The sequence below is a fragment of the Pseudomonas sp. P97.38 genome, assembly GCF_001269745.1.
GTDB classification, from domain to species: Bacteria; Pseudomonadota; Gammaproteobacteria; order Pseudomonadales; family Pseudomonadaceae; genus Aquipseudomonas; species Aquipseudomonas chlororaphis_E.
In genome coordinates this window covers 15,833-36,776 of the sequence record NZ_LHVJ01000015.1, presented here as the reverse complement: position 1 = coordinate 36,776, position 20,944 = coordinate 15,833, and the positions used below count along the sequence as shown (strand labels likewise).

Here is a 20,944-nt window from a genome sequence, read left to right as displayed (position 1 = left end):
AGTATTTGCCCCCAGCGATTTTTCAGCGCCACGGCTTTTCGCAGAATCGGCCCCTGATAAATAAAACAACGATGAGGCCCTACCCGTGGACAAGATTCTTCACCAGCCACTGGGCGGCAACGAAATGCCGCGCTTCGGCGGCATCGCCACCATGATGCGCCTTCCCCACGTGCCCACCGCCGCCGGCCTGGACGCTGCCTTCGTCGGCGTGCCGCTGGACATCGGCACCTCCCTGCGCGCCGGCACCCGTTTCGGGCCCCGCGAGATCCGCGCCGAATCGGTGATGATCCGCCCCTACAACATGGCCACCGGCGCTGCGCCCTTCGACTCGCTGTCGGTCGCCGACATCGGCGACGTGGCGATCAATACCTTCAACCTGCTGGACGCGGTACGGATCATCGAAGAGTCGTATCACACCATCCTCGAACACGACGTCATCCCCCTGACCCTGGGCGGCGACCACACCATCACCCTGCCGATCCTGCGGGCCATCCACAAGAAACACGGCAAGGTCGGCCTGGTGCACATCGACGCCCACGCCGACGTGAACGACCACATGTTCGGCGAGAAGATCGCCCACGGCACCACGTTCCGCCGGGCCGTGGAAGAGGGCCTGCTCGATTGCGATCGCGTGGTGCAGATCGGCCTGCGCGCCCAGGGCTATACCGCCGATGACTTCAACTGGAGCCGCCGCCAGGGCTTTCGCGTGGTCCAGGCCGAAGAGTGCTGGCACCGTTCCCTAGCGCCGCTGATGGCTGAAGTCCGGGAGAAGGTCGGGGGCGGCCCGGTGTATCTGAGCTTTGACATCGACGGCATCGACCCGGCCTGGGCCCCAGGTACCGGCACTCCGGAAATCGGCGGCCTGACCACCATCCAGGCGATCGAAATCGTGCGCGGCTGCCAGGGCCTCGACCTGGTCGGTTGCGATCTGGTAGAAGTCTCGCCGCCGTACGACACCACCGGCAATACCTCGCTGCTGGGCGCCAACCTGCTGTACGAGATGCTCTGCGTACTGCCTGGCGTGGCTCATCGCTGAGGGGCGCGCCATGAACGAACGCGAGCAAGTCCTGCTGGCCGCCGCCGAACTGGTGGCGGCCTTCGCCCGCAACGACCGCGAGGCTTACTTCGGCGCGTTCACCGCCGATGCGAGCTTCGTGTTCCACACCCTCGAACAGCCGTTGCTGTCACGCGATGCCTACCAGGCGTTGTGGGATCGCTGGCGGTCCGAGGATGGCTTCGAGGTGCTGGCGTGCACCTCGAGCAACGCCTTCGTCAGCCTGCAAGGTGACGTGGCGGTTTTCATCCATGACGTGGCCACCGAGCTGCGCTTGCAAGGGGAGCGACACTTTAGCCAGGAGCGCGAAACCATCCTGTTCCGCAAGCAGGAAGGACGCACACAAGAACAACAGGGCCTTTGGCTGGCCTGCCATGAACATTTGTCCGCCATGCCGGAAGGGCTGCCACCCCCTTAGCCAAACAGACGACGTCCACCTTCGATGAACGCGTCTCGATGATCGGAGCAGATCATGCATAACAATAATGAAAACAGCCTTACGCAAATCGAAACCAACGGGGTCGAACAGATCCCGGACCACGAACGCACCGCCGGCCCGGGCGATCTGTTTCGCCTGATCTTCGGCGGCGCCAACACCTTCGCCACCGCCGTGCTGGGCAGTTTCCCGGTGCTGTTCGGCCTGTCGTTCCAGGCCGGCGCCTGGGCGATCGCCCTGGGGGTGTTGGTGGGTTCGATCATCCTCGCCCCCATGGGCCTGTTCGGCCCACTCAATGGCACCAACAACGCGGTGTCCTCCGGTGCGCACTTCGGCGTGCATGGGCGGATCGTCGGTTCGTTCCTGTCGCTGCTGACCGCCATCGCGTTCTTCTCGTTGTCGGTGTGGAGCTCCGGGGACGCATTGATCGGCGGCGCCAAGCGGCTGGTCGGCGTCCCGGAAACCGACCTGAGCCTGGGCCTGGCCTACGGCCTGTTCGCCCTGCTGGTGTTGACGGTGTGCATCTACGGCTTTCGCTTCATGCTGTGGGTCAACCGCGTGGCCGTATGGGCCGCCAGCCTGCTGTTCCTGCTGGGCATCGTGGCGTTCGCGCCGAGCTTCGACAGCCAGTTCGCCGGCACTGTCGGGTTTGGTCAACCGGGCTTCTGGGCGGCGTTCATCGGCGCGGCGCTGGTGGCCATGAGCAACCCGATTTCCTTCGGCGCGTTCCTCGGTGACTGGTCGCGCTACATCCCGCGCCACACCTCCAAGCGACGCATCATGCTGGCGGTGATCGCCGCACAACTGGCCACCCTGATCCCGTTCCTGTTCGGCCTCGCCACCGCCACCATCGTGGCGATCAAGGCCCCGGACTACATCGCGGCGAACAACTACGTGGGCGGGCTGCTGGCGGTGTCGCCGAGCTGGTTCTTCCTGCCGGTGTGCCTGATTGCGGTGATTGGCGGCATGTCCACCGGCACCACGTCGCTGTATGGCACCGGGCTGGACATGTCCAGCGTGTTCCCACGGCTGTTGTCGCGGGTCAAGGCGACGTTGCTGATCGGCGTGCTGTCGATTGCCTTCATCTTCATCGGGCGCTTCGCCGCGAACCTGGTGCAGAGCGTGTCGACCTTCGCCGTGCTGATCATCACCTGCACCACCCCGTGGATGGTGATCATGATCATCGGCCTGCTGGTGCGGCGCGGTTTCTACTGCCCGGACGACCTGCAAGTGTTCACCCGGGGCGAAACCGGCGGACGCTACTGGTTCAACCATGGCTGGAACTGGCGCGGCCTGGGGGCGTGGATCCCCAGCGCACTGGTCGGGCTGTGCTTCGTCAACCTGCCGGGGCAGTTCGTCGGCCCGTTGGGTGAACTGGCCGGTGGCATCGACATCAGCCTGCCGGTGACCCTGGGCCTGGCGTCGGTGGTGTACCTGGTGTTGCTTGGGCTGTTCGCCGAGCCGGCGGCGGTGTATGGGCCGCAGGATCCGCGTAGCAAAGACGCTTCGGTGCCCATCGATCCATCAGCCCTCAGGCAAACCGCCTGATCCGAGACAACGAAATCCCTGTGGCGAGGGAGCTTGCTCCCGCTGGGTCGCGCAGCGGCCCCTTGATGACGACTGCTGCGCAGTCGAGCGGGAGCAAGCTCCCTCGCCACGAAAGCGCGTTCGCATAGAGGCTGGGGTGTCATGGATAGCAGCCTCGCCTCGCCTCACACAAAAAAGACAATCGGAGACTCGCCACCATGGCTTTGGACTTAATCGTCGTTCTTCTCTACGCCACGGGCATGATCGCCCTGGGCTGGTATGGCATGCGTCGCGCCAAGACCCGCGACGACTACCTGGTCGCCGGACGCAACCTTGGCCCGGGCTTCTACCTGGGCACCATGGCCGCGACGGTCCTGGGCGGCGCGTCCACCATCGGCACCGTGCGCCTGGGCTATGTCCATGGGATTTCCGGCTTCTGGCTGTGCGGCGCCATCGGCCTGGGCATCGTCGGCCTGAGCCTGTTTCTGGCCAAGCCGCTGCTCAAACTCAAGATCTACACCGTGACCCAGGTGCTGGAGCGCCGCTACAACCCGGCCGCGCGTCACGCCAGTGCGCTGATCATGCTGGTGTATGCGTTGATGATCGGCGCCACCTCGACCATCGCCATCGGCACGGTGATGCAAGTGCTGTTCGGCCTGCCCTTCTGGGTCTCGATCCTGGTGGGCGGTGGCGTGGTGGTGCTGTACTCCACCATCGGCGGCATGTGGTCGCTGACCCTCACCGACATCGTGCAGTTTCTGATCATGACCATCGGCCTGGTGTTCCTGCTGATGCCGATGTCCATCGTCGACGCCGGCGGTTGGGATGCGCTGGTGGCGAAACTGCCGGCCAGTTACTTCGATTTCACCGCCATTGGCTGGGACACCATCCTTACCTACTTCCTGATCTACTTCTTCGGGATTTTCATCGGCCAGGACATCTGGCAGCGGGTGTTCACCGCTCGCAGCGAAGGCGTGGCGAAAGTGGCCGGCACCGCCGCCGGCCTGTATTGCGTGCTCTACGGCCTGGCCGGGGCATTGATCGGCATGGCCGCCAAGGTGTTGCTGCCGGACCTTGCCAACGTCAACAACGCCTTTGCCAGCGTGGTCCAAACCAGCCTGCCCAATGGAATTCGCGGGCTGGTGGTCGCCGCTGCCCTGGCGGCCTTGATGTCCACCGCCGCAGCCGGCCTGCTCGCGGCGTCCACCACGGTGGTGCAGGACCTGTTGCCACGTTTGCGCCAGGGCCGTGAAGGCGGCAGCGGCGATGTTCACGAGAACCGCATCGCCACCCTGCTGATGGGGGCATTGGTGTTGGTTATCGCCCTGGTGGTCAGTGACGTCATCAGCGCCCTGACCCTGGCCTACAACCTGTTGGTGGGCGGCATGCTGATCCCGTTGATTGGCGCCATCTACTGGAAACGCGCCACCACCGCCGGCGCGATCAGCAGCATGTCGCTGGGCTTCCTGACAGCGTTGTTCTTCATGGTCAAGGACGGCCTGGACGCCAACACGCCGATCTACTACAGCCTGAGCGTGGCGCTGGTGAGTTTTGTGGTGGGAAGCCTGTTGTCGCCACGAGCGAATGTGGTGGCGAAGATGGTCTGATAGGCGGTAAACGACTGTGGGAGCGAGCCTGCTCGCGATGGCGGCGTATCAGCCACAACTTATGCTGCTGATACAACGCCTTCGCGAGCAGGCTCGCTCCCACAAAAACCGACCTGACAGCTAATCAGCGGCGGCGCGGCTGGCGGCGGCGTTGCTCGTCATCGGTACGGATCGGGACCGGCTGCATCGGCGGTTCGATCAAGCCAAGCGCAACACCCAGGTCGTGAAGCCAGTTCTGGATTTTCTCTTTCATCGTGGAGCCCCCTCAGGGTAATACGAGCGGCAGAATGCTATGGCCCCTTCGCTCTGATAATAGTCCGATGTGTTACGCAATGCTCGTCTCAGTTTGCAATGATCTGTTACTGAATTGATCCAAATCCCACGCCCGGAGTTCAAGCCGATCGAGCCGTCACCGCAGGCACGCGCGGCCAAGCCTGTTGTTGCAATTCAATCCAGGCATTCAGGTTGGCGCCCACCATGCCCTTGCGCCACATCAGCCAGGTCGTGGCGCTGGCAAACGGCTCGGCCAACGGGTGCACCGTCACCCGCTCGCGGCCCGGCATGCTGGCTAGCATCGACTCGGACAACAACGCCACCCCGGAGCCAGCGATTACGCACGCCAGCATCCCCTGGTAAGACTCGATCTCCATCGCCCGGCCCATGGTCGCGTGGTCATGGGCGAACCAGGCTTCCAGGCGCATGCGGTACGAACAGCCCCGGCGAAACGTGAACACCGAGCGCCCCTGGACATCCAGCGCACTGCGCACCGGCGGGTGATCGGCCTCGGTGATCACCACCAGCCGCTCGTCGCACAACGGCACGCCGTCCAGCCCCGCCAGTTCCAGCGGGCCATCCACCAGCGCGGCGTCGAGGCGCCCGGTGAGCAAGCCTTCGAGCAGTTCGCCACTGGGCCCGGACTGCACCTGCAGGTTCACCGCCGGGTAAGTGCGGTGATAAGCGGCCAGAAGGTCCGGCAAGTGAATCGCCGCGGTGCTGTACATCGTACCCAACACAAAATCCCCGGCCGGTTGCCCGCCCTGCACCGCCGCGTGGGCTTCGTCGTGCAGGGCAAAAAGCTTGCTCGCATAGTCCAGCAGGACTTTTCCCGCCGGTGACAACTGCAAGCGCTGACGCTCGCGCAAGAAAAGATCCACCCCCAGCTGTTCTTCCAGCTGCTTGAGCCGGGTCGAGAGGTTCGACGGCACCCGGTGCAAGCGTTCGGCTGCCCGGGTGATGGATCCTTCCTCGGCCACGGCCTGGAAAATCCGCAATTGGCTGAACTCCACGACATTCTCCAAAAAAGAACAAGTTACTCACTATTATTCATTTTTAATGAAAGTCAATCGGTTCTAGCCTGACGGTCATTCGCCTCGACGCTGGAGAACGACATGTCACCTCTCACTCGCCTGATCGGCAGCTTCATCGCCTTGATGATGGCCATGGGCATTGGTCGCTTTGCCCTGACGCCCCAGTTACCTCATCTCATCGGCGAGGGCCAGGTCGACTTGACCGCCGCCGGTCTGATTGCCGCCGCCAACTACCTGGGTTACTTCCTCGGCGCGCTGGATGCGATGTTCGCCCGTCGTGCGGAACAGGTGAGGCGCCGGTTGCTCGGCGGCCTGTGGCTGTGCGTGCTGCTGACGCTGGCGTCGTTCTGGGCCTGGGGCTTCTGGCCGCACCTGGCGCTGCGTTTCGGCACGGGCGTGGCGAGTGCCTGGGTGCTGGTGATGATCACGACCTTGAGCCAGCCCTTGGCCGCGGCCGCCGGACGCCCTCGTCTCGGCGCCCTGGTGTTTGCCGGCCCAGGCCTGGGAATTGCGCTGACCGGCTTGCTCGCCCTGGGCTCGAACCTGCTGGGCCAGGCCTCCGCCACCCTGTGGCTGGTCTACGCCGGCGTGGCGTTGGCGATGTTGCTCGGGATCCTGCCGATCCTGCCGCAGCCCGCCGCAACCGCCGCCGTCGCAGCGCCGCCCCGCCATTCACCCAGCCGTGGCATTGCCCGCCTTGGTGTGGTGTACGCCCTCTACGGCGTGGGCTACATCATCCCGGCCACGTTCCTGTCGCAAATGGCCTCGGCCCAATTCCACGGGCAATGGCAGGCCGACCTGTTCTGGCCCAGCTTTGGCCTGGCCGCCGCGCTGGGCGTGCTGCTGGTCAGCCTGCGTCGCCCGGACCCGAACACCACCGGTCGCTGGTTGATCGGCACGCTCTGGCTGCAGGCCGCCGGGGTGTTCGCCTGCCTGCTGGGCAGCGGCTTGGGGCTGGCACTGGGGGTCCTCCTGTGCGGCGCGCCGTTCCTGGCCTGTATGCAACTGGTGATGCTGCGCTCGCGGGAGCTGGCTCCCCACGCCACCCAGCGCAACGCCGGGTTGCTGACCGCCTGCTTTGCCGTGGGCCAGCTCAGCGGCCCACTGCTCGCGGCACTGAGCAGCCATTTCAGTGGTGGGTTGCAGCCGGCGCTGATCATCGCCGGCAGTGGCCTGGTGCTGGCCGGCGGGCTGTTGCTGCGACCCGTCAGCCAGGCTGCGGCGAGCCCCTGCCCTCGCACCGTCCTGCGTTGATCAGGCCTGGCCGGCCGGGTTGAGCGAGGGACCGCGCTGCAGAATCGACTCGCGCCGCGCCAGGGCGAAGTACAGCGCGCCCCCAAGCAGGCAACCGGTGAACCAGGCAAAGTTGGCCATCGGTTGAAGCACCGGCGTAAAGGTAATCGCCACCCCCACCAGCGTCGCCGCAATCATGGCCTTGACCGCCGTCCAGTTGATGCCGCCGCTGTAGTAATAACGCCCGCTTGGCCCGTCATTGAACAGCGCATCCACATCGATGTGCTGTTTCTTGATCAGGTAGTAGTCCGCCAGCAGGATCCCGAACAACGGGCCAATGAACGCCGCCAGCACGTCCAGGGTATAATGGATCACCTCCGGGTTGTTGAACAGGTTCCACGGCGTGATGAAAATCGAGGCCACGGCGGCAATCATGCCGCCCGCGCGCCAACTGATCTTGCTCGGCGCGACGTTGGCGAAGTCAAACGCGGGGGACACGAAGTTGGCGACGATGTTGATGCCGATGGTCGCGGTGACGAAGGCAAAGGCCCCCAGCAGCACAGCCACGTCGTTGTCGATGCGCGCCACGGTGGCGATCGGGTCGTGGAGCATTTCGCCGAACACGGGCAGGGTCCCGGAAACAATCACTACCGTGACCAGGGAGAACGCCAGGAAATTCACCGGCAGCCCCCAGAAATTGCCTCGGCGCACGTCAGACATGCTCCGGCAATAACGGCTGAAATCGCCAAAATTGAGGGTCGGACCGGAAAAGTACGACACCACCAGCGCCGTCGCCACGATCACCTGGCCGACCGCCTGCCAGCCCGACAAGGACTTTTCCGCCAGCGTGAAGCTGATGTTGCTCCAACCGGCCTTCCACACGATCCAGCCGGCCAACAGGAACATCACCGCATAGACCACTGGCCCGGCCCAGTCGATGAACCGGCGGATCGAGTCCATCCCCGTCCAGAACACCAACGCCTGGACGCACCAAAGGCCGAGGAAACCGAACCAGCCCAGGTAGGACAGGCCGGCAAACTGCGGCTCGGCGTAGGCTTGCATTGAAGGAAAGAACCGCAGCACCACGATGATCAACGCGCTGGAAGCCAGGTAGGTCTGGATGCCATACCAGGCCACGGCAATCAAACCACGGATGACCGCCGGAATGTTCGCCCCGAAGACCCCGAACGCCAGCCGACAGATCACCGGGTACGGCACCGCCGCCTGCTGGCTCGGCCTGGCGACCAGGTTGGCGATCAACTGCACGATGCAAATCCCGCCCAGCAAGGCAATCAACACCTGCCAACTGGCCAGGCCCAAGGCGAACAGGCTGGCGGCAAAGACGTAGCCACCCACGCTGTGCACGTCGCTCATCCAGAACGCGAAGATGTTGTACCAATTCCATTTCTGCGGCAGCGGGCCCAGGTCCTCGTTGTAGAGGCGTGGGCTGTAGCCGTTGGGCAATTGCTTGGACATTGCGGGGCTCCTTTTGAGTACCGCCGTGCCCCCGCATCAACCTGCTCACCATACTGCGCACGGGAGCCGGCATGGTTTGTATACGAAGCACTACGCAGAATGCGTGCCATAGAGAGAAGATATGCGACAAAACGCGGTGTACAGCGAAGGATGCAACCGCCCAGGCAGGCGCCTACGCCCACGAACAGGGCGTGGGTGCATGCTGAAGGTGCAGTTTTTTGTATACAGCGAAGATCTCGTGGCGAGGCAGCTTGCTCCCGCTGGGCTGCGAAGCAGGCCTAAAACACGTGTGCTCAATCAAAACTGACACACCGAGGGGCATGGTCGAGGGGCCGCTTCGCGACCCAGCGGGAGCAAGCTCCCTCGCCACAGGAGATACAGATTGCTGCCCAGAGGCACATGCTTTGTGCCACAGGGCAGCAAGCGCGATGGGTGCTCAGCTCAATTCAATGCGATCAGCATGAATGACAATCTGCCCATTCTTGTACAGCGCGCCAATGGCTTTCTTGAAGTTGCCCTTGCTCACGCCAAACAGGCTGCTGATCAGCGCCGGATCGCTCTTGTCGCTGACCGCCAGGGTGCCGTTGTTCTCGCGCAGCTTGGCGAGGATCTTGGCGTTCAGGCTGGTGGCGGCTTCCTGGCCCACCGGCTGCAGGCTCAAGCTGATCTTGCCGTCCGGACGGACTTCCTTGATGAAGCCTTTTTCCTGCTTGCCGGCACGCATGAACTTGAAGATTTCGTTCTTGTGGATCAAGCCCCAGTGCTTGTTGTTGATGATCGCCTTGAACCCCATGTCGGTGGCCTCGGCCACCAGCAAATCCACTTCCTGGCCCGGCGTGTAGTTGGCCGGTGTCTTGTCCAGGTAACGGTCCAGGCGAGCGGTGGCGGTAATGCGGCGGGTGTGCTTGTCGAGGTAGACGTGCACCACGCAGTAATCGCCAGCGCTCAACTGGCGCTTTTCCTCGGAGTACGGCAGCAGCAAGTCCTTGGGCAGGCCCCAGTCGAGGAACACGCCAATGCTGTTGACTTCAACCACTTTCAGGCTGGCGAACTCACCGACCTGGACTTTGGGCTTTTCCGTGGTCGCGATCAGTTTGTCATCGCTGTCCAAATAAATAAAAACATTGAGCCAGTCTTCATCTTCGCTGGGAATACCCTTGGGGATATAACGGTTGGGCAGCAGAATTTCGCCGTCCGGCCCGCCGTCCAGATATAAACCGAAGTTAGTGTGTTTAACCACTTGCAGACTGTTGTAGCGCCCGATTAAAGCCATTTCCAATACCCTCATTGCGTGGGCGGCATTCTACCCGGTTTTGCGGCGCGGTTCGTGGCCGTCACGCGCTTTGCCGGGAAGCCCCGCGCAACCGTTGATTTTCCTGGCTTTTCGCGCGAACAGTGGCCATTCGTCAGACCAGTGACGGAGCCGAACGCCAGCCCGCGGCGTTATATTTCCGAACCGTTGTTATTTAAAAACAGAGGGTTAGGGCAACAATGGCTGGATTATCCGGGTGCCATTTGCACTTGGGCAGTAGGCCTCGCGGGGGATATTTCCCAAGCTATTGTCAAGTATTTCCTGTACGATGCCTGGCCCAATTAATGATCTATAGGTTAATGGCCGTCATGCGCGTAAAAGCATCCAACAGCAAAGCAAAGCCAGCTCCAGCCGTTGAAACCAGCGAGTCGATCAACGACCAGATCGCGGCGTTCCTCAAGTCCGGCGGCGAGATCCAGCAAATTGCCAAAGGTGTCAGCGGCCAGACGTTCGGCCCGTCCAAGCAGATCAGCCTGGGCAAGAAGTAACCTGCGCCTCACCTTGTCCCAAAGCGCTTTGAGCTTCGAAGCGCTTGGACTGGAAAATCCCTTCCCTGCCTCCTGCATTTCCCACGAATCGACGAACGGCCATCGCTGCCGAGTATTCGCCGGTATCCTTGCACCTCTCTAGCTCAAGCGTTTCAGCTTAGTTTCCGTTCCTGCTCCTCGCTAATTCCGGAGTGAAGCATGCGCTTTCCTGTTGCTGTGCTGACGACCAGCCTGATGACATGTTCCCTGGCCTATGGGCAGGTCTTCCAGCGCGAGCTTGGCGACTTCGACCTCAAGCTTGGCACCACGCCGACCCGCAGCATGGCCCAGGGCCTGGTGACCCAATCGAGCACCGGCTCGTTCCATGGCGGCCTGGACCTGAGCCACGACAGCGGCTGGTACGCCGGCCAATGGTCCCCGAGCGCCGGTCTGACGTCGGACCTTGAAGTCGATTCCTACATGGGCTTTAAACACCCCTTCGACCAGACGCTTGGCTATGAAGTCGGCCTGATCCATTACAGCTATCCCACCGCCGATACCCTCGACAGCCAGGAATTCTTCGGCGGCCTGACCGTGCTCGGCAGCCGCTTCGGTGCTGCCTTGAGCAACGATCCGGATAAGCTGAACAGCACGCTGTTTGCCGACCTTGGCGGCAACGTGCCCTTCGGCATCGGCATCAGCGCCAAGTACACCACCCACCAGCTCAACACGCCCGTGTCGGTGGACAACGGTTATGTCAGCAGCTTCAGTGACTGGTCGCTGAAAATTTCCCGCCCCTGGAAAGGCCTCGACCTGGACCTGATCTACAGCGACTCGAGCCTCAGCGGCAGCAGCTGCTCGGCCTATTCCGGGCACAACAGCCAGTGCGACAGCCTGCTGACCCTCAAGATGGCCCACCCTTTTTACTAGGCTATGTAAGAAATAGCTTGAAACTTGGTTATGCGGCGTTAAAAACCGGCTCGGAATGCTCATTGACAACCAGTCAAGTCGAGCGCGACCCCGGTCGTTCCAAGCCGGTTTTTGCCTTGCCTAACCTGCGTTTCAAACTATTTCGTACACACCCTAGGCGTTACGCTTTTAATCGGCTGAACTGCCGCGCGTCTGCAATGCTCCAACAAAGCACCTACGCCCTCGCAAGGACTCGCTCATGTCGCGCTGGTTAACACGCACCGCCCTGTTCATCGCCGTGCTATTGACGCTCACCGCCTGCAGTCGGGTAGGCCTGGCCTACCGCAACCTCGACCTGATCATCCCGTGGACCCTCAATGACTACCTGGAAATCAACGGCGAGCAAAAAGACTGGTTCAACGAACGCCTCAAGCAACACCTGAGTTGGCACTGCACCACGCAGCTACCGGGCTACCTCGACTGGCTGGACCGCCTCAAGACCATGGTGCAAACCAACCAGGTGACCGATGCCGCCCTGCAACAGCGCACTCAGGAAGCCAAGGCCGCCATCGCCGAAACCGCCCGGGAAATCACCCCGTCGGCCATCCAGTTGCTCCAGGGGCTTAGCGACGAACAAGTGGCGGACATGGACGCCGCCTTCGTCAAGGACCAGCGCAAGCGCCAGGAGGAATACCTCAAGCCGTCATTGCAGGAGCAAATCCAGGCGCGCAGCAAACGCATGGAGAAACGCCTGAACGACTGGCTCGGCCCAATCAACGAGGCTCAGCGTCAACGTGTGATGGCATGGTCCACTGCCCTCGGCGACCAGAACCAACAGTGGATCGCCAACCGCGCCCACTGGCAGAACCAGTTCAGCCAAGCCGTGGCCCAACGCCACAGCCCCGATTTCCCGCAGCGCATCGAGCAACTGCTGGTCAACCGCGAAAGCCTCTGGACCCCGGCCTATCGCGAAGCCTTCAGCAAGACCGAAGCCCAGGCCCGCAGCCTGTTGATCGACCTGCTGGCCGACAGCACCCCGCCCCAGCGCGAGCGTTTGCTGAAGAAAATCGACGGGGTGAAGAAGGACTTCAGCGACCTGAAATGCCTGAAATCGGCACGCTCTTGAAACCACAAAAAAATCCAATGTGGGAGCGGGCTTGCCCGCGAATGCGATCTACCAGCTAACGATCATGTTGGCTGACACGGCGCATTCGCGGGCAAGCCTGCTCCCACAAACAAGGCGCACACCCATCAAGCAATCTGCGCCTTCGAAGCCAAGTCATCGAACGTGAACTCATCCAGCGCATCGTCCTGCTCATCCAGCACCTGGCGTGGGTGATCATTGCCCGGAATGCTGCTGTCAATCAGGCTCAGCAAGCGCGAACCGCGGGGCGTGAGCACGAAGTTCTCGCCATTACCGCCTTCTTCCTCCGGCCGCGGTTCAATGAAGCCACGCTCCAGCAGCAGCTTTTCATACTCCCCGGCAACCGCTTTCAGATGATCGAGATTCTCGATCTCCTCGCCCTGCGCCGCCTTGGCCGCCGCGTGCTGCTCCGCATAAGGCCGAGGGGTAAAGCTGTGGCCGGCGCCGTTCTGCACTTCGTGCAGCAACCGTTCGATCAAGTCCCAGTTATAAGTCGTCATCCTGGTCCATCCTCCAAAGAGTGAGATGCCTTCCCAGTGTCCTGTTTCGCAAATAAAGACACTAAGGGTGTGACCGAGACGCTGCGCCGCCGTTCAGCTGGGCTTCCCGACGGGCCATTTCATCTGCCGACCAACGGTCTGTCGAATTCACACGCGGCCAAACGACCACTGACACAAGCACCTGCTGAACGACCCTGACTACAGGAGAAATCATCATGAACGTCGAGAATCATCCAGTCGTCTCGCGGGAAGAATGGCTCGCTGCCCGCCGCGAACACCTGGCCCACGAAAAAGCCTTTACCCGCGAACGGGACAAACTCAGCGCCGAACGCCGCGCCCTGCCCTGGGTCAAGATCGACAAACCCTATCGCTTCCAGGGCCCCCACGGCGAACTCAGCCTGGCCGACCTGTTCGGCGACCGCAGCCAACTGGTCGTCTACCACTTCATGTTCGGCCCCGGCTGGAAAGAAGGTTGCCACGGTTGCTCCTTCCTGTCCGACCACATCGACGGCGCCAACCAACACCTCGCCCATCACGACGTGGCAGTGGTCGCCGTCTCCCGCGCATCCTTTGCCGAATTCCAGCCGTTCAAGCGCCGCATGGGCTGGCAGTTCGATTGGGTGTCATCCAATGGCTGCGACTTCAACGGCGACTTCGGCGTCAGCTTCGAAGCCGAACAAGTTGCCTCCGGCAAAGCCACCTACAACTACGAAAAAACCGACACCGCCGAAGGCGAACTCCCAGGCCTGAGCGTCTTCTATCGCAACCAAGCCGGCGAGATCTTTCACACCTACTCCACCTATGCCCGAGGTTTGGACATGCTGGTCGGGACCTACCACTACCTTGACCTCACGCCGAAGGGTCGTAATGAGGACGAAATCATGGACTGGGTACGGCATCACGATAAGTACGACGAGGCCAAGCCACACAGCTGCTGCCACGACTGATGCGCCAACCCGCACAAGTCGAGCGCGACCCCTGTGGCGAGGGAGCTCGCTCCCGCTCGACTGCGTAGCAGGCGCCCGCGATGCCTGAATCAACACCACCACTTGAATGTGATTGGAAACGATTGCGGCCGCAGGAAGAACAATAATGAAAACGGACGACCTGATTCGCCCGTTTCATTGCTGGATCCTTTATTGCCGGTGGTTTTGCTGCGCTTGCATGTACTGACGCAGAAGTTGATTGATGCGCGTCTGGTAACCAGCGCCCTGCCCCTTGAACCACTCCAGCACATCGGAGTCGAGGCGAATGGTCACCGCTTGTTTTGTTGGAACACGCAGCTCCGCGCGGCGGAAGAAGTCCTCACCCAGCTCAGGAATATCGCTGGTATCGATGTTCGGGTCATTCAACTTGGCCAGGCGCTCCCAGTCAGTTTTCGATGTTTTCGACATACCGTATGGCCTCCTGCTTATGGCTTTTCGGAAGGAGATGATGAGGATTACATCGCCCCGCAGCTCGATGTACACGACCATGCCAATCATCGCTTTGATCAAGCCAATGGTTCGACGCATGGCGCCTCTTCACCGAAGACTACTGCCAAAACCGTTCTTCTGAAATCAGACGCATCCCGAAAAAAAGTACGAAAGAACCTGCACAGACGTGGAAACCTCCTGCGAAACAGACGGACAGAATTACAGCAGGTCGTAGTGAAGGAAACGGGAACTTGCTCCGCTACCGTGATGAAGTATGAAGACGCCAAGCCACATGGCTGCTCATACGGCTAAAAACCAATCCTTAGGCCGACATCGCTCCGTGGCGAGGGAGCTTGCTCCCGCTCGACTGCGTAGCAGTCGCTTGCTTTGCCTGACCCGCGGCAGCCCCAAAAGCCGACTGATGCAGGGCCAAAGGTCCTACACAAAGCTCGGAAAGTGGCGTCTTGTGGCTCGGGATGGGTCGGCCTATAGTCCCCCATCGCCCCAAAAGGCGATTCGGGTTTGGCGACCCGACTACAGAGAATGCGAAAGCTACCAGCTCATTGCAGGTACCGACGCACCCGCAAAGCCGCTATATTCCACGGCGGCTGTGCGCGGGAGATCTTCGGATCTGCCGGTTTTCTCTGTAACCGGTTCGCCAACCTGCGCACAGCCACCACCCAATTGTTTGGCGACGACTGAGTGATGGCTTTCAGCCAATCAAACAGAGATCTTCAAAATGAATCGATACATGCCCATCACTGGCATCGACTGCGTCCCCGCCACCCTGCTCATCGACACCGAAGCTCCACTCGACGTCCTTTTCGAAACCGCCGACTACCGTATTCGGACCGTGACTCAGGTGTTGGAGAACATCGCCTTTCGTTCGGATATCAGCTCCGACACCATCGTGCTTTCCGACTTCTGCAAACTGCTGACAGTATCGTTGCGCGATGGGTGTGATGTAATGGATGTGATTGGGCGACGGTTGCGCGATCAAGCGTCGAGGCAATGAAAAAATGGGCGACCTGTGGTCGCCCATTTTGCATGTGCCAACTGAATTAGAGGCTAGGAAATTTCGCGACAGGAATGCGTTGCTGAGGTTGTGTGGTGTCATAGACATGCAATTCGCAGCCCTGCCCCACAAACTGAAACTCCGCCAAGTAAACCTTACCTTTCTAGGGCGTGAACGTGGGGTTGATCGGGATCAGCTTGTACTTCCAACTGTGAGAAGTGCTTCAAGGCTGCGCAATGCTACTACCTTCACCTGATCCAACCTCAAACACACTTGAAGCCACACCCATCAAACAACCATACTTTTTTTATACACCACACCTTCCCCTTCATTGAACGCATAGACGCTATCGTACTGAAAGGAAAGAACGAAGCGCACCGAGGACTTTAACGATAGTTCCTCCATCACATGCCTGATCTCGCGCCAACTCTGCTCCAGTTTATGCAGGGGGCAATGAAATGCCCCCATGACACCAACAAGCCAATCCACGACCCACCCCTCAGCTGACACGGCACTGGGCGGTTCGACCAATTCAAAATAAAAGAAACTGTTCGAATCAGAAAAATGGCCTTCTAACGAGTTTTTCTCCACTGTTACAGTATTGGCAATGTTCTGCACAACATGCCGAATAACTTCCAGCGTGGCACCCGCCTCAATTTCCATGAACATAGTGATTGTCATCGCTGGACCTCAATCAAAAAAGGGACAGATTTATTTTCCCGACTCAGTCCTCGGTCGCCCCCGTGCTCGCCGCTCTACGCGCGCACCCACAATCCGCTCGACCTCGTCTACGAAACGGCTTGTACCCGTCAATTGACCTCGCTGCAACGCATCGCGGATAAATCGAATCTGATCAGCCAAAATAATTTGGAGTAAAAAAGGGGAAAAATTTATTTTCCTGACTCAGTTCTCGGCCGCCCCTGTCCTCGCCGCTCTACGCGCGCACCCACAATCCGCTCGACCTCGTCTACGAAACGGCTTGTACCCGTCAATTGGCCTCGCTGCAACGCATCGCGGATCAATCGAATCTGATCAGCCAAAATAATTTGGCGTGCAGATGCCTCATACCGCCCCCCATTTTCGGAAAATAAATCTGTCCCCTTTTTCTCTCCTTTTCCCCTCCTTTTCCCCTTTTTCCCCCTCAATCCCAGTAGTAGCACGGTCTACCGCCCCGCCAGTTGTTTTTGTACCCTTTAACGCATACCACTGAATGGATCTGAAACTGAACTGCCTAGTTCAGAGAGGGCACGTGAAATCTCGTTGAAAACTTCCGACGATACCTCTTTTGGTGAGCGCGAGGCCAGAAAGTTACTTATCCCCTCAAGACCTAATCTCACCATAATACCAATCACATCTTCAGTCATAACTAGATCGTAACCATCCCACAATGACATCAAGCATCGCTCAATTCGTTCTTTGAGGCTAGCTTCTAAAAGACTATAGGTATGCCATTGCCTATCACTCAACTCTAATAATGACTTTAAAAAATCATCACTACTTACACCTTCAGACTCAAGACCGCCCAATAATTCTAGAAATTCAGAACAAAGCTCGCCACTAGTCATTGAGTCAGGCAGCGCAGAGTAGTAAGCAATACTTTTCATATCTAGAAATCCACGGGTATATGCGTTAAATTAGAGGGCTTTCTATACAGCACACCGTCTAAGAAAAAAAGAAAAAAAGAAAAAAAGAAAAAAAGGGGACAGATTCTGAAGGATCCCCGAATTCTCTTACGCAAAATCAAGAAGTTGGAATATTGAAGAGACCTGCATGAATCGGCAGCTTGTGTTGCACCACACAAAACAAGATCCCGACCCATGCAGGCCATCCGATTCTTACACAGCGCGCTCGCCCAAGCACTTCCCGATGTTCATTCTCATCGTCTGAAAACGTTGATGTGTTGTGTCAGCGCTTTACTCCGAGGACGTCGGCTCACTCTGACGGGGCTTGGTCGATTCTTGCCGAGCAAAGCCTATCCCAAACACACCATCAAGCGAGTGGATCGGTTGCTGGGTAATCGGCATCTGCAAACCGAGCGCCCGTTGTTCTACTGGGTCATGCTGCGAGCATTGCTGGGCTCGCTGAAGCATCCGTTGATCCTGGTTGACTGGTCACCTATTGATGCGGCTGGAGAGTTCTTTTTGTTGCGCGCTGCCATCCCTTTGGCAGGACGCTCGTTCCCGATCTACGAGAGTGTTCATGAGCGCGAGGGTTGTCCGAAATATCAAAAACGACTGCTACAAACGCTGGCCGAAATGCTCCCCAAAGACTGCGTTCCGATCCTTGTGGCTGATGCAGGTTTTCGCCGGCCATGGATCAAAGCCGTCGAAGCGCAAGGCTGGTATTACGTGGGACGTGTGCGTAATCGGGATCTCTACCGAAACGACGCAGACACTTGGGTACCCGTTAAAAGCCTCTACGCTCTGGCATCGTCCTCACCGAAGTCACTGGGACGGATCGAGATGACCCAGAGCGCTCCGCACATCATTCATCTGTATTGCGTTAGGCATTCGGCAAAGGGTCGCAAACACCAGCGTGTCACCGGCTCAATTGCCAAAAACAAACTCAGTAGGCAATCGGCCAATCGTGAACGAGAGCCCTGGTTGTTGGCCAGCAACCTGCCGGAAGATCAATGGAACCCATCGAAAATCGTGGCCATTTACAAACAGCGCATGCAGATAGAAGAAGGCTTCAGGGATGTAAAAAGTGAGTATTTTGGCGTAGGCATCACTCGCCATCGGAGTCGCTGTCCACGCCGAATCGAAGTGCTTTTGCTGATCTCGGCTCTGGCTAATTACATCATGTGTTTAACAGGGTTGCAGGCCCGCGAAGCGGGTCATGAGCACCGTTTTCAAAGCAACAGCCTTAAACGCCGACGAGTGCTATCGCTGTGGCGGCTGGGCTTGGAATACTCGCGCAGCGGACGCGGTTCAAATTCTCGAAGCACCTTGGAGAGGCTTGAGCACGCGCTGCGCGCAGAGGTACATCAAGAGGCGCAGGCACTGGAGTAGATTTGTGGGGATCCCTCAGGGACAGATTTATTTTCCCGACTCAGTCCTCGGCCGCCCCTGTCTTCGCCGCTCTACGCGCGCACCCACAATCCGCCCGACCTCGTCTACGAAACGGCTTGTACCCGTCAATTGACCTCGCTGCAACGCATCGCGGATCAATCAGGATAGTTTGGTGTACAAACGCCTAATACCGGTCCCCTTTTCGGAAAATAAATCTGTCCCCTTTTTATTCTTTTTATTTCGTCCCCTTTTCATTTCCGGGAATATTGGCTCCTTGCAAGCTCTCAGCGTAACAGAGGAATGAAAAATAAATCTTTCATCTTTTATTTATCACTCATACAAACCGAAGCTTCCAATAGTCATTTCCCGCCACCACCCAATACCGCTCGCTAGCAGGAATCAAAAAGCTAAAATCAAAACATTCAGCAATCCAGTCTGGATAAGCTAGACCTTCATGAACACGCGCGTCATCCATATGCATAAAAATTTTTCTGTCAAAATTTATGTAAAACCTAGGAAACCTAGAGTGAATCATGTTGGCGCGTTTAAACAGATCCTGGGTCAAACCTTCACCGGTTAAAAAATAATACTCAACTTTTTCAAAAACCTCGAAATCCGCACCTATAAAATCATTTAAATCACTTGGAGACAAAATTTTTCCACTTGAATCACCCAAATACTGCGGAAAATTTTCCGCCGTCATTTTCAGAATGCCACCTCTGAAACTTTTGCAAGACTGCTCATATTGCTCCTGGGTTATTTCGCCACTATCAAGGTAGGCGCGATAGTCTTTCTCTGCATCAAGAGAAAAATTATACTTCTCATCTACAACCCAATAACACTTTCCAGCATGCACAAAAAAGCAAATACTTTTCTCCCCCCGCCAAAGATCATCAAGTACCGATTGACTTACGGTCATTGCTTGAACTCCTTAAAAAATTCATCCTGTGTATAAACCCGGGCGTTGCTCGAGTTCTTTTCGAGTAGCGACTCCCACATTTTTGGTAACTCGAGGGAGTAACCGGGCTGGTTTCTGTCTACTCTCTTCGGCGCATCAGAATCCCTCGGAACACCATCGATGGGTCGCTGAGGGATTTCCCGGTCCATGATTTCTTTGTGAAGAGCCGCATCAACGTCGAAGACCACTACAGAACCATCAGGCCGTCTGTTCGTCAAATAGTAAATGGCATGATCAGCATCACCTACGCTTACACAAAGCTGGCCCATGCAACCAGGATTGATGGTGATGGTTCCATCATCATTTGCACTGATGCGGTACTGGCTGGATTGTGTTCCCGATCCGCCCCCCTCAACCCTGAAGTAAGGGACTGTCTCTGGAGAACTGCCTTTCGCCCACAAAGGGGACAGATTTATTTTCCCAACTCAGCCCTCGGCCGCCCCTGCCCTCGCTGCTCTACCCTCACACCAACAATTCGCTCCACCTCATCTACGAAACGGCTTGTTCCCGTCAGTTGGCCTCGCTGCAAGGCATCGCGGATCAATCGAAGCTGATCAGACGGAATGGCTTGGCGCACAAACTCCCCATACCGAAGCTGCCGCTCCAGCGGGGTATCACCCAAAGCCAAGAAGCAGGGATCAGCATCTAACCAGCACCTACCAGGCCCATCACTTACCCGGCTTCGATAGCTCGACCATACATAGTCTGCGACATCAGCGACCATACGAGCACGTACAGGATTCAACTCAATGTAACGACTACAAGCGAGCAAATATGAATCCGACTGGACCACGCTGGATTTGTAACGGCTTTCCCACAGGGTGCCTGAACGCCCTTCCAATCGATTTCGATAGCGCGTCGCACGGGCAGCCAGTGCCTTCATTAACTGCCCCAGCCCAACGGTCGACTCCCCTGGAGCTAGCAACAAATGGACATGATTCGTCATCAGGCAATAGGCGTAGACCTTTACTCCGAACGCATCCTTCAGCTCACGCAGATCAGATAGATAGCGCTGATAATCCTCCGCCGCCGCAAACACTACCTGCCGGTTATGGCCGCGCTGTACCACGTGATGCGGATAATTTGGTAAAACAATACGTCCCATTCTTGGCATATTCGCTTCCTGTATCCTTGGAAGCTTTCAGCGTAGCAGAGGAATGAAAAATAAATCTGTCCCTGTCCCCTTTTTCCGTCCCCTTTTTCCCTCTTTTTTTACAACTCCAATCATTTGATTTCCAAAAAATTCAAATCGGTTTCTCTAACTTTTGACTCCCTCAAAAAATCCGTAAACTTATCCAACACCATCTGCAGGTTATTATCAAATTTTGAAGGTATTAAACTAAGAACGTCCTCCAACTCACAACAATCCATCAGCAGCTCAGTGATTTTTGGGGAAATTCCCTTTTCCCTCAAAACCTTCGAACTTCTTGGCGAGAAAAGCAGTCTTTCAGCCTCATCCAGCGACATCACACCATTTTGCACAGAAGTCAACAGACCTATCGACAGTGCGGACAGAAACCTAGCAGACTCCTCAGCCTCAAAAACCTCCAACACTAAAGACATTTTTTTCATT

The 20,944-nt window shown here is 58.2% G+C and carries 22 protein-coding genes and 3 pseudogenes; 11 read left to right on the top strand and 14 right to left on the bottom strand.

From position 1 onward, the window contains the following. Window positions 1-85: 85 nt before the first annotated feature. From speB to AD664_RS10415, 4 genes are all read left to right on the top strand, one after another. Window positions 86-1,036 carry an agmatinase gene (gene speB / locus AD664_RS10430; RefSeq protein ID WP_053146376.1) on the top strand — a complete coding sequence of 317 codons (951 nt, stop codon included), beginning with the start codon at window positions 86-88 and terminating at the stop codon, window positions 1,034-1,036. A 10-nt stretch (window positions 1,037-1,046) separates the two neighbouring features. Then, window positions 1,047-1,472, top strand: coding sequence for a nuclear transport factor 2 family protein (locus tag AD664_RS10425; RefSeq protein ID WP_042732846.1), 426 nt, complete (start codon window positions 1,047-1,049; stop codon window positions 1,470-1,472). Between the two features lie 51 nt (window positions 1,473-1,523). Continuing rightward, window positions 1,524-3,038 (top strand): cytosine permease, encoded by a 1,515-nt coding sequence (locus AD664_RS10420; RefSeq protein WP_172679719.1) that lies wholly within the window; start codon window positions 1,524-1,526, stop codon window positions 3,036-3,038. A 197-nt stretch (window positions 3,039-3,235) separates the two neighbouring features. After that, window positions 3,236-4,624, top strand: coding sequence for a sodium:solute symporter (locus AD664_RS10415; RefSeq protein WP_053146370.1), 1,389 nt, complete (start codon window positions 3,236-3,238; stop codon window positions 4,622-4,624). A 124-nt stretch (window positions 4,625-4,748) separates the two neighbouring features. Here the strand turns inward: AD664_RS10415 and AD664_RS27860 are convergent, their stop codons facing one another. Continuing rightward, window positions 4,749-4,877 (bottom strand): PA1414 family protein, encoded by a 129-nt coding sequence (locus tag AD664_RS27860; RefSeq protein ID WP_003198971.1) that lies wholly within the window; start codon window positions 4,875-4,877, stop codon window positions 4,749-4,751. Between the two features lie 139 nt (window positions 4,878-5,016). Further along, complete coding sequence (locus tag AD664_RS10410) at window positions 5,017-5,910, bottom strand: LysR family transcriptional regulator (RefSeq protein ID WP_047737706.1); 894 nt, start codon at window positions 5,908-5,910, stop codon at window positions 5,017-5,019. A 102-nt stretch (window positions 5,911-6,012) separates the two neighbouring features. Here AD664_RS10410 and AD664_RS10405 point away from each other — a divergent pair, with 102 nt between their 5' ends. Continuing rightward, complete coding sequence (locus tag AD664_RS10405) at window positions 6,013-7,185, top strand: YbfB/YjiJ family MFS transporter (RefSeq protein ID WP_053146367.1); 1,173 nt, start codon at window positions 6,013-6,015, stop codon at window positions 7,183-7,185. Here AD664_RS10405 and AD664_RS10400 read toward each other — a convergent pair whose 3' ends face one another. Together AD664_RS10400 and AD664_RS10395 are read right to left on the bottom strand one after the other, a co-directional pair. Beyond that, a complete protein-coding gene (locus tag AD664_RS10400) occupies window positions 7,186-8,640 on the bottom strand; it encodes an NCS1 family nucleobase:cation symporter-1 (protein ID WP_047737713.1) in 1,455 nt (484 codons plus the stop codon). A gap of 436 nt (window positions 8,641-9,076) precedes the next feature. Continuing rightward, the gene (locus AD664_RS10395) at window positions 9,077-9,913 is read right to left on the bottom strand and encodes a S1 RNA-binding domain-containing protein (protein WP_053146364.1); all 837 of its coding nucleotides are present in this window, start codon (window positions 9,911-9,913) and stop codon (window positions 9,077-9,079) included. 338 nt (window positions 9,914-10,251) lie between these two features. On the opposite strand from AD664_RS10395, the gene AD664_RS10390 reads away from it, so the two are divergent. The 3 genes from AD664_RS10390 to AD664_RS10380 all read left to right on the top strand — a co-directional run bounded on the left by AD664_RS10390 (window position 10,252) and on the right by AD664_RS10380 (window position 12,454). Beyond that, window positions 10,252-10,440, top strand: a complete 189-nt coding sequence (locus AD664_RS10390; protein ID WP_018607615.1) for a hypothetical protein — start codon at window positions 10,252-10,254, stop codon at window positions 10,438-10,440. Window positions 10,441-10,638: 198 nt separating this feature from the next. Continuing rightward, window positions 10,639-11,349, top strand: a complete 711-nt coding sequence (locus tag AD664_RS10385) for a TorF family putative porin (RefSeq protein WP_053146361.1) — start codon at window positions 10,639-10,641, stop codon at window positions 11,347-11,349. 238 nt (window positions 11,350-11,587) lie between these two features. Then, window positions 11,588-12,454: a DUF6279 family lipoprotein gene (locus tag AD664_RS10380; RefSeq protein ID WP_053146358.1), complete on the top strand. Its 867-nt coding sequence runs from the start codon at window positions 11,588-11,590 to the stop codon at window positions 12,452-12,454. A gap of 125 nt (window positions 12,455-12,579) precedes the next feature. Here AD664_RS10380 and AD664_RS10375 read toward each other — a convergent pair whose 3' ends face one another. After that, window positions 12,580-12,972 (bottom strand): transcriptional regulator, encoded by a 393-nt coding sequence (locus tag AD664_RS10375; protein WP_042732336.1) that lies wholly within the window; start codon window positions 12,970-12,972, stop codon window positions 12,580-12,582. A gap of 215 nt (window positions 12,973-13,187) precedes the next feature. Here AD664_RS10375 and AD664_RS10370 point away from each other — a divergent pair, with 215 nt between their 5' ends. Then, complete coding sequence (locus AD664_RS10370; protein ID WP_053146355.1) at window positions 13,188-13,919, top strand: thioredoxin family protein; 732 nt, start codon at window positions 13,188-13,190, stop codon at window positions 13,917-13,919. Window positions 13,920-14,108: 189 nt separating this feature from the next. Here AD664_RS10370 and AD664_RS10365 read toward each other — a convergent pair whose 3' ends face one another. After that, window positions 14,109-14,366 carry a BrnA antitoxin family protein gene (locus AD664_RS10365; RefSeq protein ID WP_053147047.1) on the bottom strand — a complete coding sequence of 86 codons (258 nt, stop codon included), beginning with the start codon at window positions 14,364-14,366 and terminating at the stop codon, window positions 14,109-14,111. Between the two features lie 760 nt (window positions 14,367-15,126). Between AD664_RS10365 and AD664_RS10360 the strand changes: the two genes are divergently transcribed. Continuing rightward, window positions 15,127-15,402, top strand: coding sequence for a hypothetical protein (locus tag AD664_RS10360; protein WP_053146352.1), 276 nt, complete (start codon window positions 15,127-15,129; stop codon window positions 15,400-15,402). 288 nt (window positions 15,403-15,690) lie between these two features. On the opposite strand, the gene AD664_RS10355 is transcribed toward AD664_RS10360, so the two are convergent. From AD664_RS10355 to AD664_RS27505, 4 genes and pseudogenes are all read right to left on the bottom strand, one after another. Next, window positions 15,691-16,083, bottom strand: a complete 393-nt coding sequence (locus AD664_RS10355; RefSeq protein ID WP_053146350.1) for a hypothetical protein — start codon at window positions 16,081-16,083, stop codon at window positions 15,691-15,693. A 30-nt stretch (window positions 16,084-16,113) separates the two neighbouring features. Then, window positions 16,114-16,251 (bottom strand): annotated as a pseudogene (locus AD664_RS28175) (transposase); the annotation flags it as partial. A 41-nt stretch (window positions 16,252-16,292) separates the two neighbouring features. Beyond that, window positions 16,293-16,439, bottom strand: a pseudogene (locus tag AD664_RS27855) (transposase); the annotation flags it as partial. Between the two features lie 156 nt (window positions 16,440-16,595). Then, entirely contained in the window at window positions 16,596-17,006 is a 411-nt protein-coding gene (locus AD664_RS27505) for a hypothetical protein (protein WP_152622967.1), read from the bottom strand. 213 nt (window positions 17,007-17,219) lie between these two features. On the opposite strand from AD664_RS27505, the gene AD664_RS10350 reads away from it, so the two are divergent. Further along, window positions 17,220-18,413: an IS4 family transposase gene (locus AD664_RS10350; RefSeq protein ID WP_053146347.1), complete on the top strand. Its 1,194-nt coding sequence runs from the start codon at window positions 17,220-17,222 to the stop codon at window positions 18,411-18,413. A gap of 27 nt (window positions 18,414-18,440) precedes the next feature. Here the strand turns inward: AD664_RS10350 and AD664_RS27850 are convergent. The 4 genes and pseudogenes from AD664_RS27850 to AD664_RS10330 all read right to left on the bottom strand — a co-directional run. Further along, window positions 18,441-18,572 (bottom strand): annotated as a pseudogene (locus tag AD664_RS27850) (transposase); the annotation flags it as partial. A gap of 175 nt (window positions 18,573-18,747) precedes the next feature. Then, window positions 18,748-19,332, bottom strand: a complete 585-nt coding sequence (locus tag AD664_RS10345) for a hypothetical protein (RefSeq protein ID WP_042732417.1) — start codon at window positions 19,330-19,332, stop codon at window positions 18,748-18,750. Between the two features lie 451 nt (window positions 19,333-19,783). After that, window positions 19,784-20,485, bottom strand: a complete 702-nt coding sequence (locus AD664_RS10335; RefSeq protein WP_053146343.1) for a transposase — start codon at window positions 20,483-20,485, stop codon at window positions 19,784-19,786. Window positions 20,486-20,595: 110 nt separating this feature from the next. Beyond that, window positions 20,596-20,943, bottom strand: a complete 348-nt coding sequence (locus tag AD664_RS10330; RefSeq protein ID WP_053146340.1) for a DUF3969 family protein — start codon at window positions 20,941-20,943, stop codon at window positions 20,596-20,598. Between the last annotated feature and the right edge of the window lies 1 nt (window position 20,944).

Excerpts from the sequence above, each read along its gene's own strand:
- AD664_RS10425 (WP_042732846.1), top strand. The coding sequence starts at position 1,047 with ATGAACGAACGCGAGCAAGTCCTGCTGGCCGCCGCCGAACTGGTGGCG.
- AD664_RS10415 (WP_053146370.1), top strand. The coding sequence starts at position 3,236 with ATGGCTTTGGACTTAATCGTCGTTCTTCTCTACGCCACGGGCATGATC.
- AD664_RS27860 (WP_003198971.1), bottom strand. The coding sequence starts at position 4,877 with ATGAAAGAGAAAATCCAGAACTGGCTTCACGACCTGGGTGTTGCGCTT.
- AD664_RS10405 (WP_053146367.1), top strand. The coding sequence starts at position 6,013 with ATGTCACCTCTCACTCGCCTGATCGGCAGCTTCATCGCCTTGATGATG.
- AD664_RS10400 (WP_047737713.1), bottom strand. The coding sequence starts at position 8,640 with ATGTCCAAGCAATTGCCCAACGGCTACAGCCCACGCCTCTACAACGAG.
- AD664_RS10395 (WP_053146364.1), bottom strand. The coding sequence starts at position 9,913 with ATGGCTTTAATCGGGCGCTACAACAGTCTGCAAGTGGTTAAACACACT.
- AD664_RS10390 (WP_018607615.1), top strand. The coding sequence starts at position 10,252 with ATGGCCGTCATGCGCGTAAAAGCATCCAACAGCAAAGCAAAGCCAGCT.
- AD664_RS10385 (WP_053146361.1), top strand. The coding sequence starts at position 10,639 with ATGCGCTTTCCTGTTGCTGTGCTGACGACCAGCCTGATGACATGTTCC.
- AD664_RS10380 (WP_053146358.1), top strand. The coding sequence starts at position 11,588 with ATGTCGCGCTGGTTAACACGCACCGCCCTGTTCATCGCCGTGCTATTG.
- AD664_RS10375 (WP_042732336.1), bottom strand. The coding sequence starts at position 12,972 with ATGACGACTTATAACTGGGACTTGATCGAACGGTTGCTGCACGAAGTG.
- AD664_RS10370 (WP_053146355.1), top strand. The coding sequence starts at position 13,188 with ATGAACGTCGAGAATCATCCAGTCGTCTCGCGGGAAGAATGGCTCGCT.
- AD664_RS10365 (WP_053147047.1), bottom strand. The coding sequence starts at position 14,366 with ATGTCGAAAACATCGAAAACTGACTGGGAGCGCCTGGCCAAGTTGAAT.
- AD664_RS10360 (WP_053146352.1), top strand. The coding sequence starts at position 15,127 with ATGAATCGATACATGCCCATCACTGGCATCGACTGCGTCCCCGCCACC.
- AD664_RS10355 (WP_053146350.1), bottom strand. The coding sequence starts at position 16,083 with ATGACAATCACTATGTTCATGGAAATTGAGGCGGGTGCCACGCTGGAA.
- AD664_RS27505 (WP_152622967.1), bottom strand. The coding sequence starts at position 17,006 with ATGAAAAGTATTGCTTACTACTCTGCGCTGCCTGACTCAATGACTAGT.
- AD664_RS10350 (WP_053146347.1), top strand. The coding sequence starts at position 17,220 with ATGCAGGCCATCCGATTCTTACACAGCGCGCTCGCCCAAGCACTTCCC.
- AD664_RS10345 (WP_042732417.1), bottom strand. The coding sequence starts at position 19,332 with ATGACCGTAAGTCAATCGGTACTTGATGATCTTTGGCGGGGGGAGAAA.
- AD664_RS10335 (WP_053146343.1), bottom strand. The coding sequence starts at position 20,485 with ATGCCAAGAATGGGACGTATTGTTTTACCAAATTATCCGCATCACGTG.
- AD664_RS10330 (WP_053146340.1), bottom strand. The coding sequence starts at position 20,943 with ATGAAAAAAATGTCTTTAGTGTTGGAGGTTTTTGAGGCTGAGGAGTCT.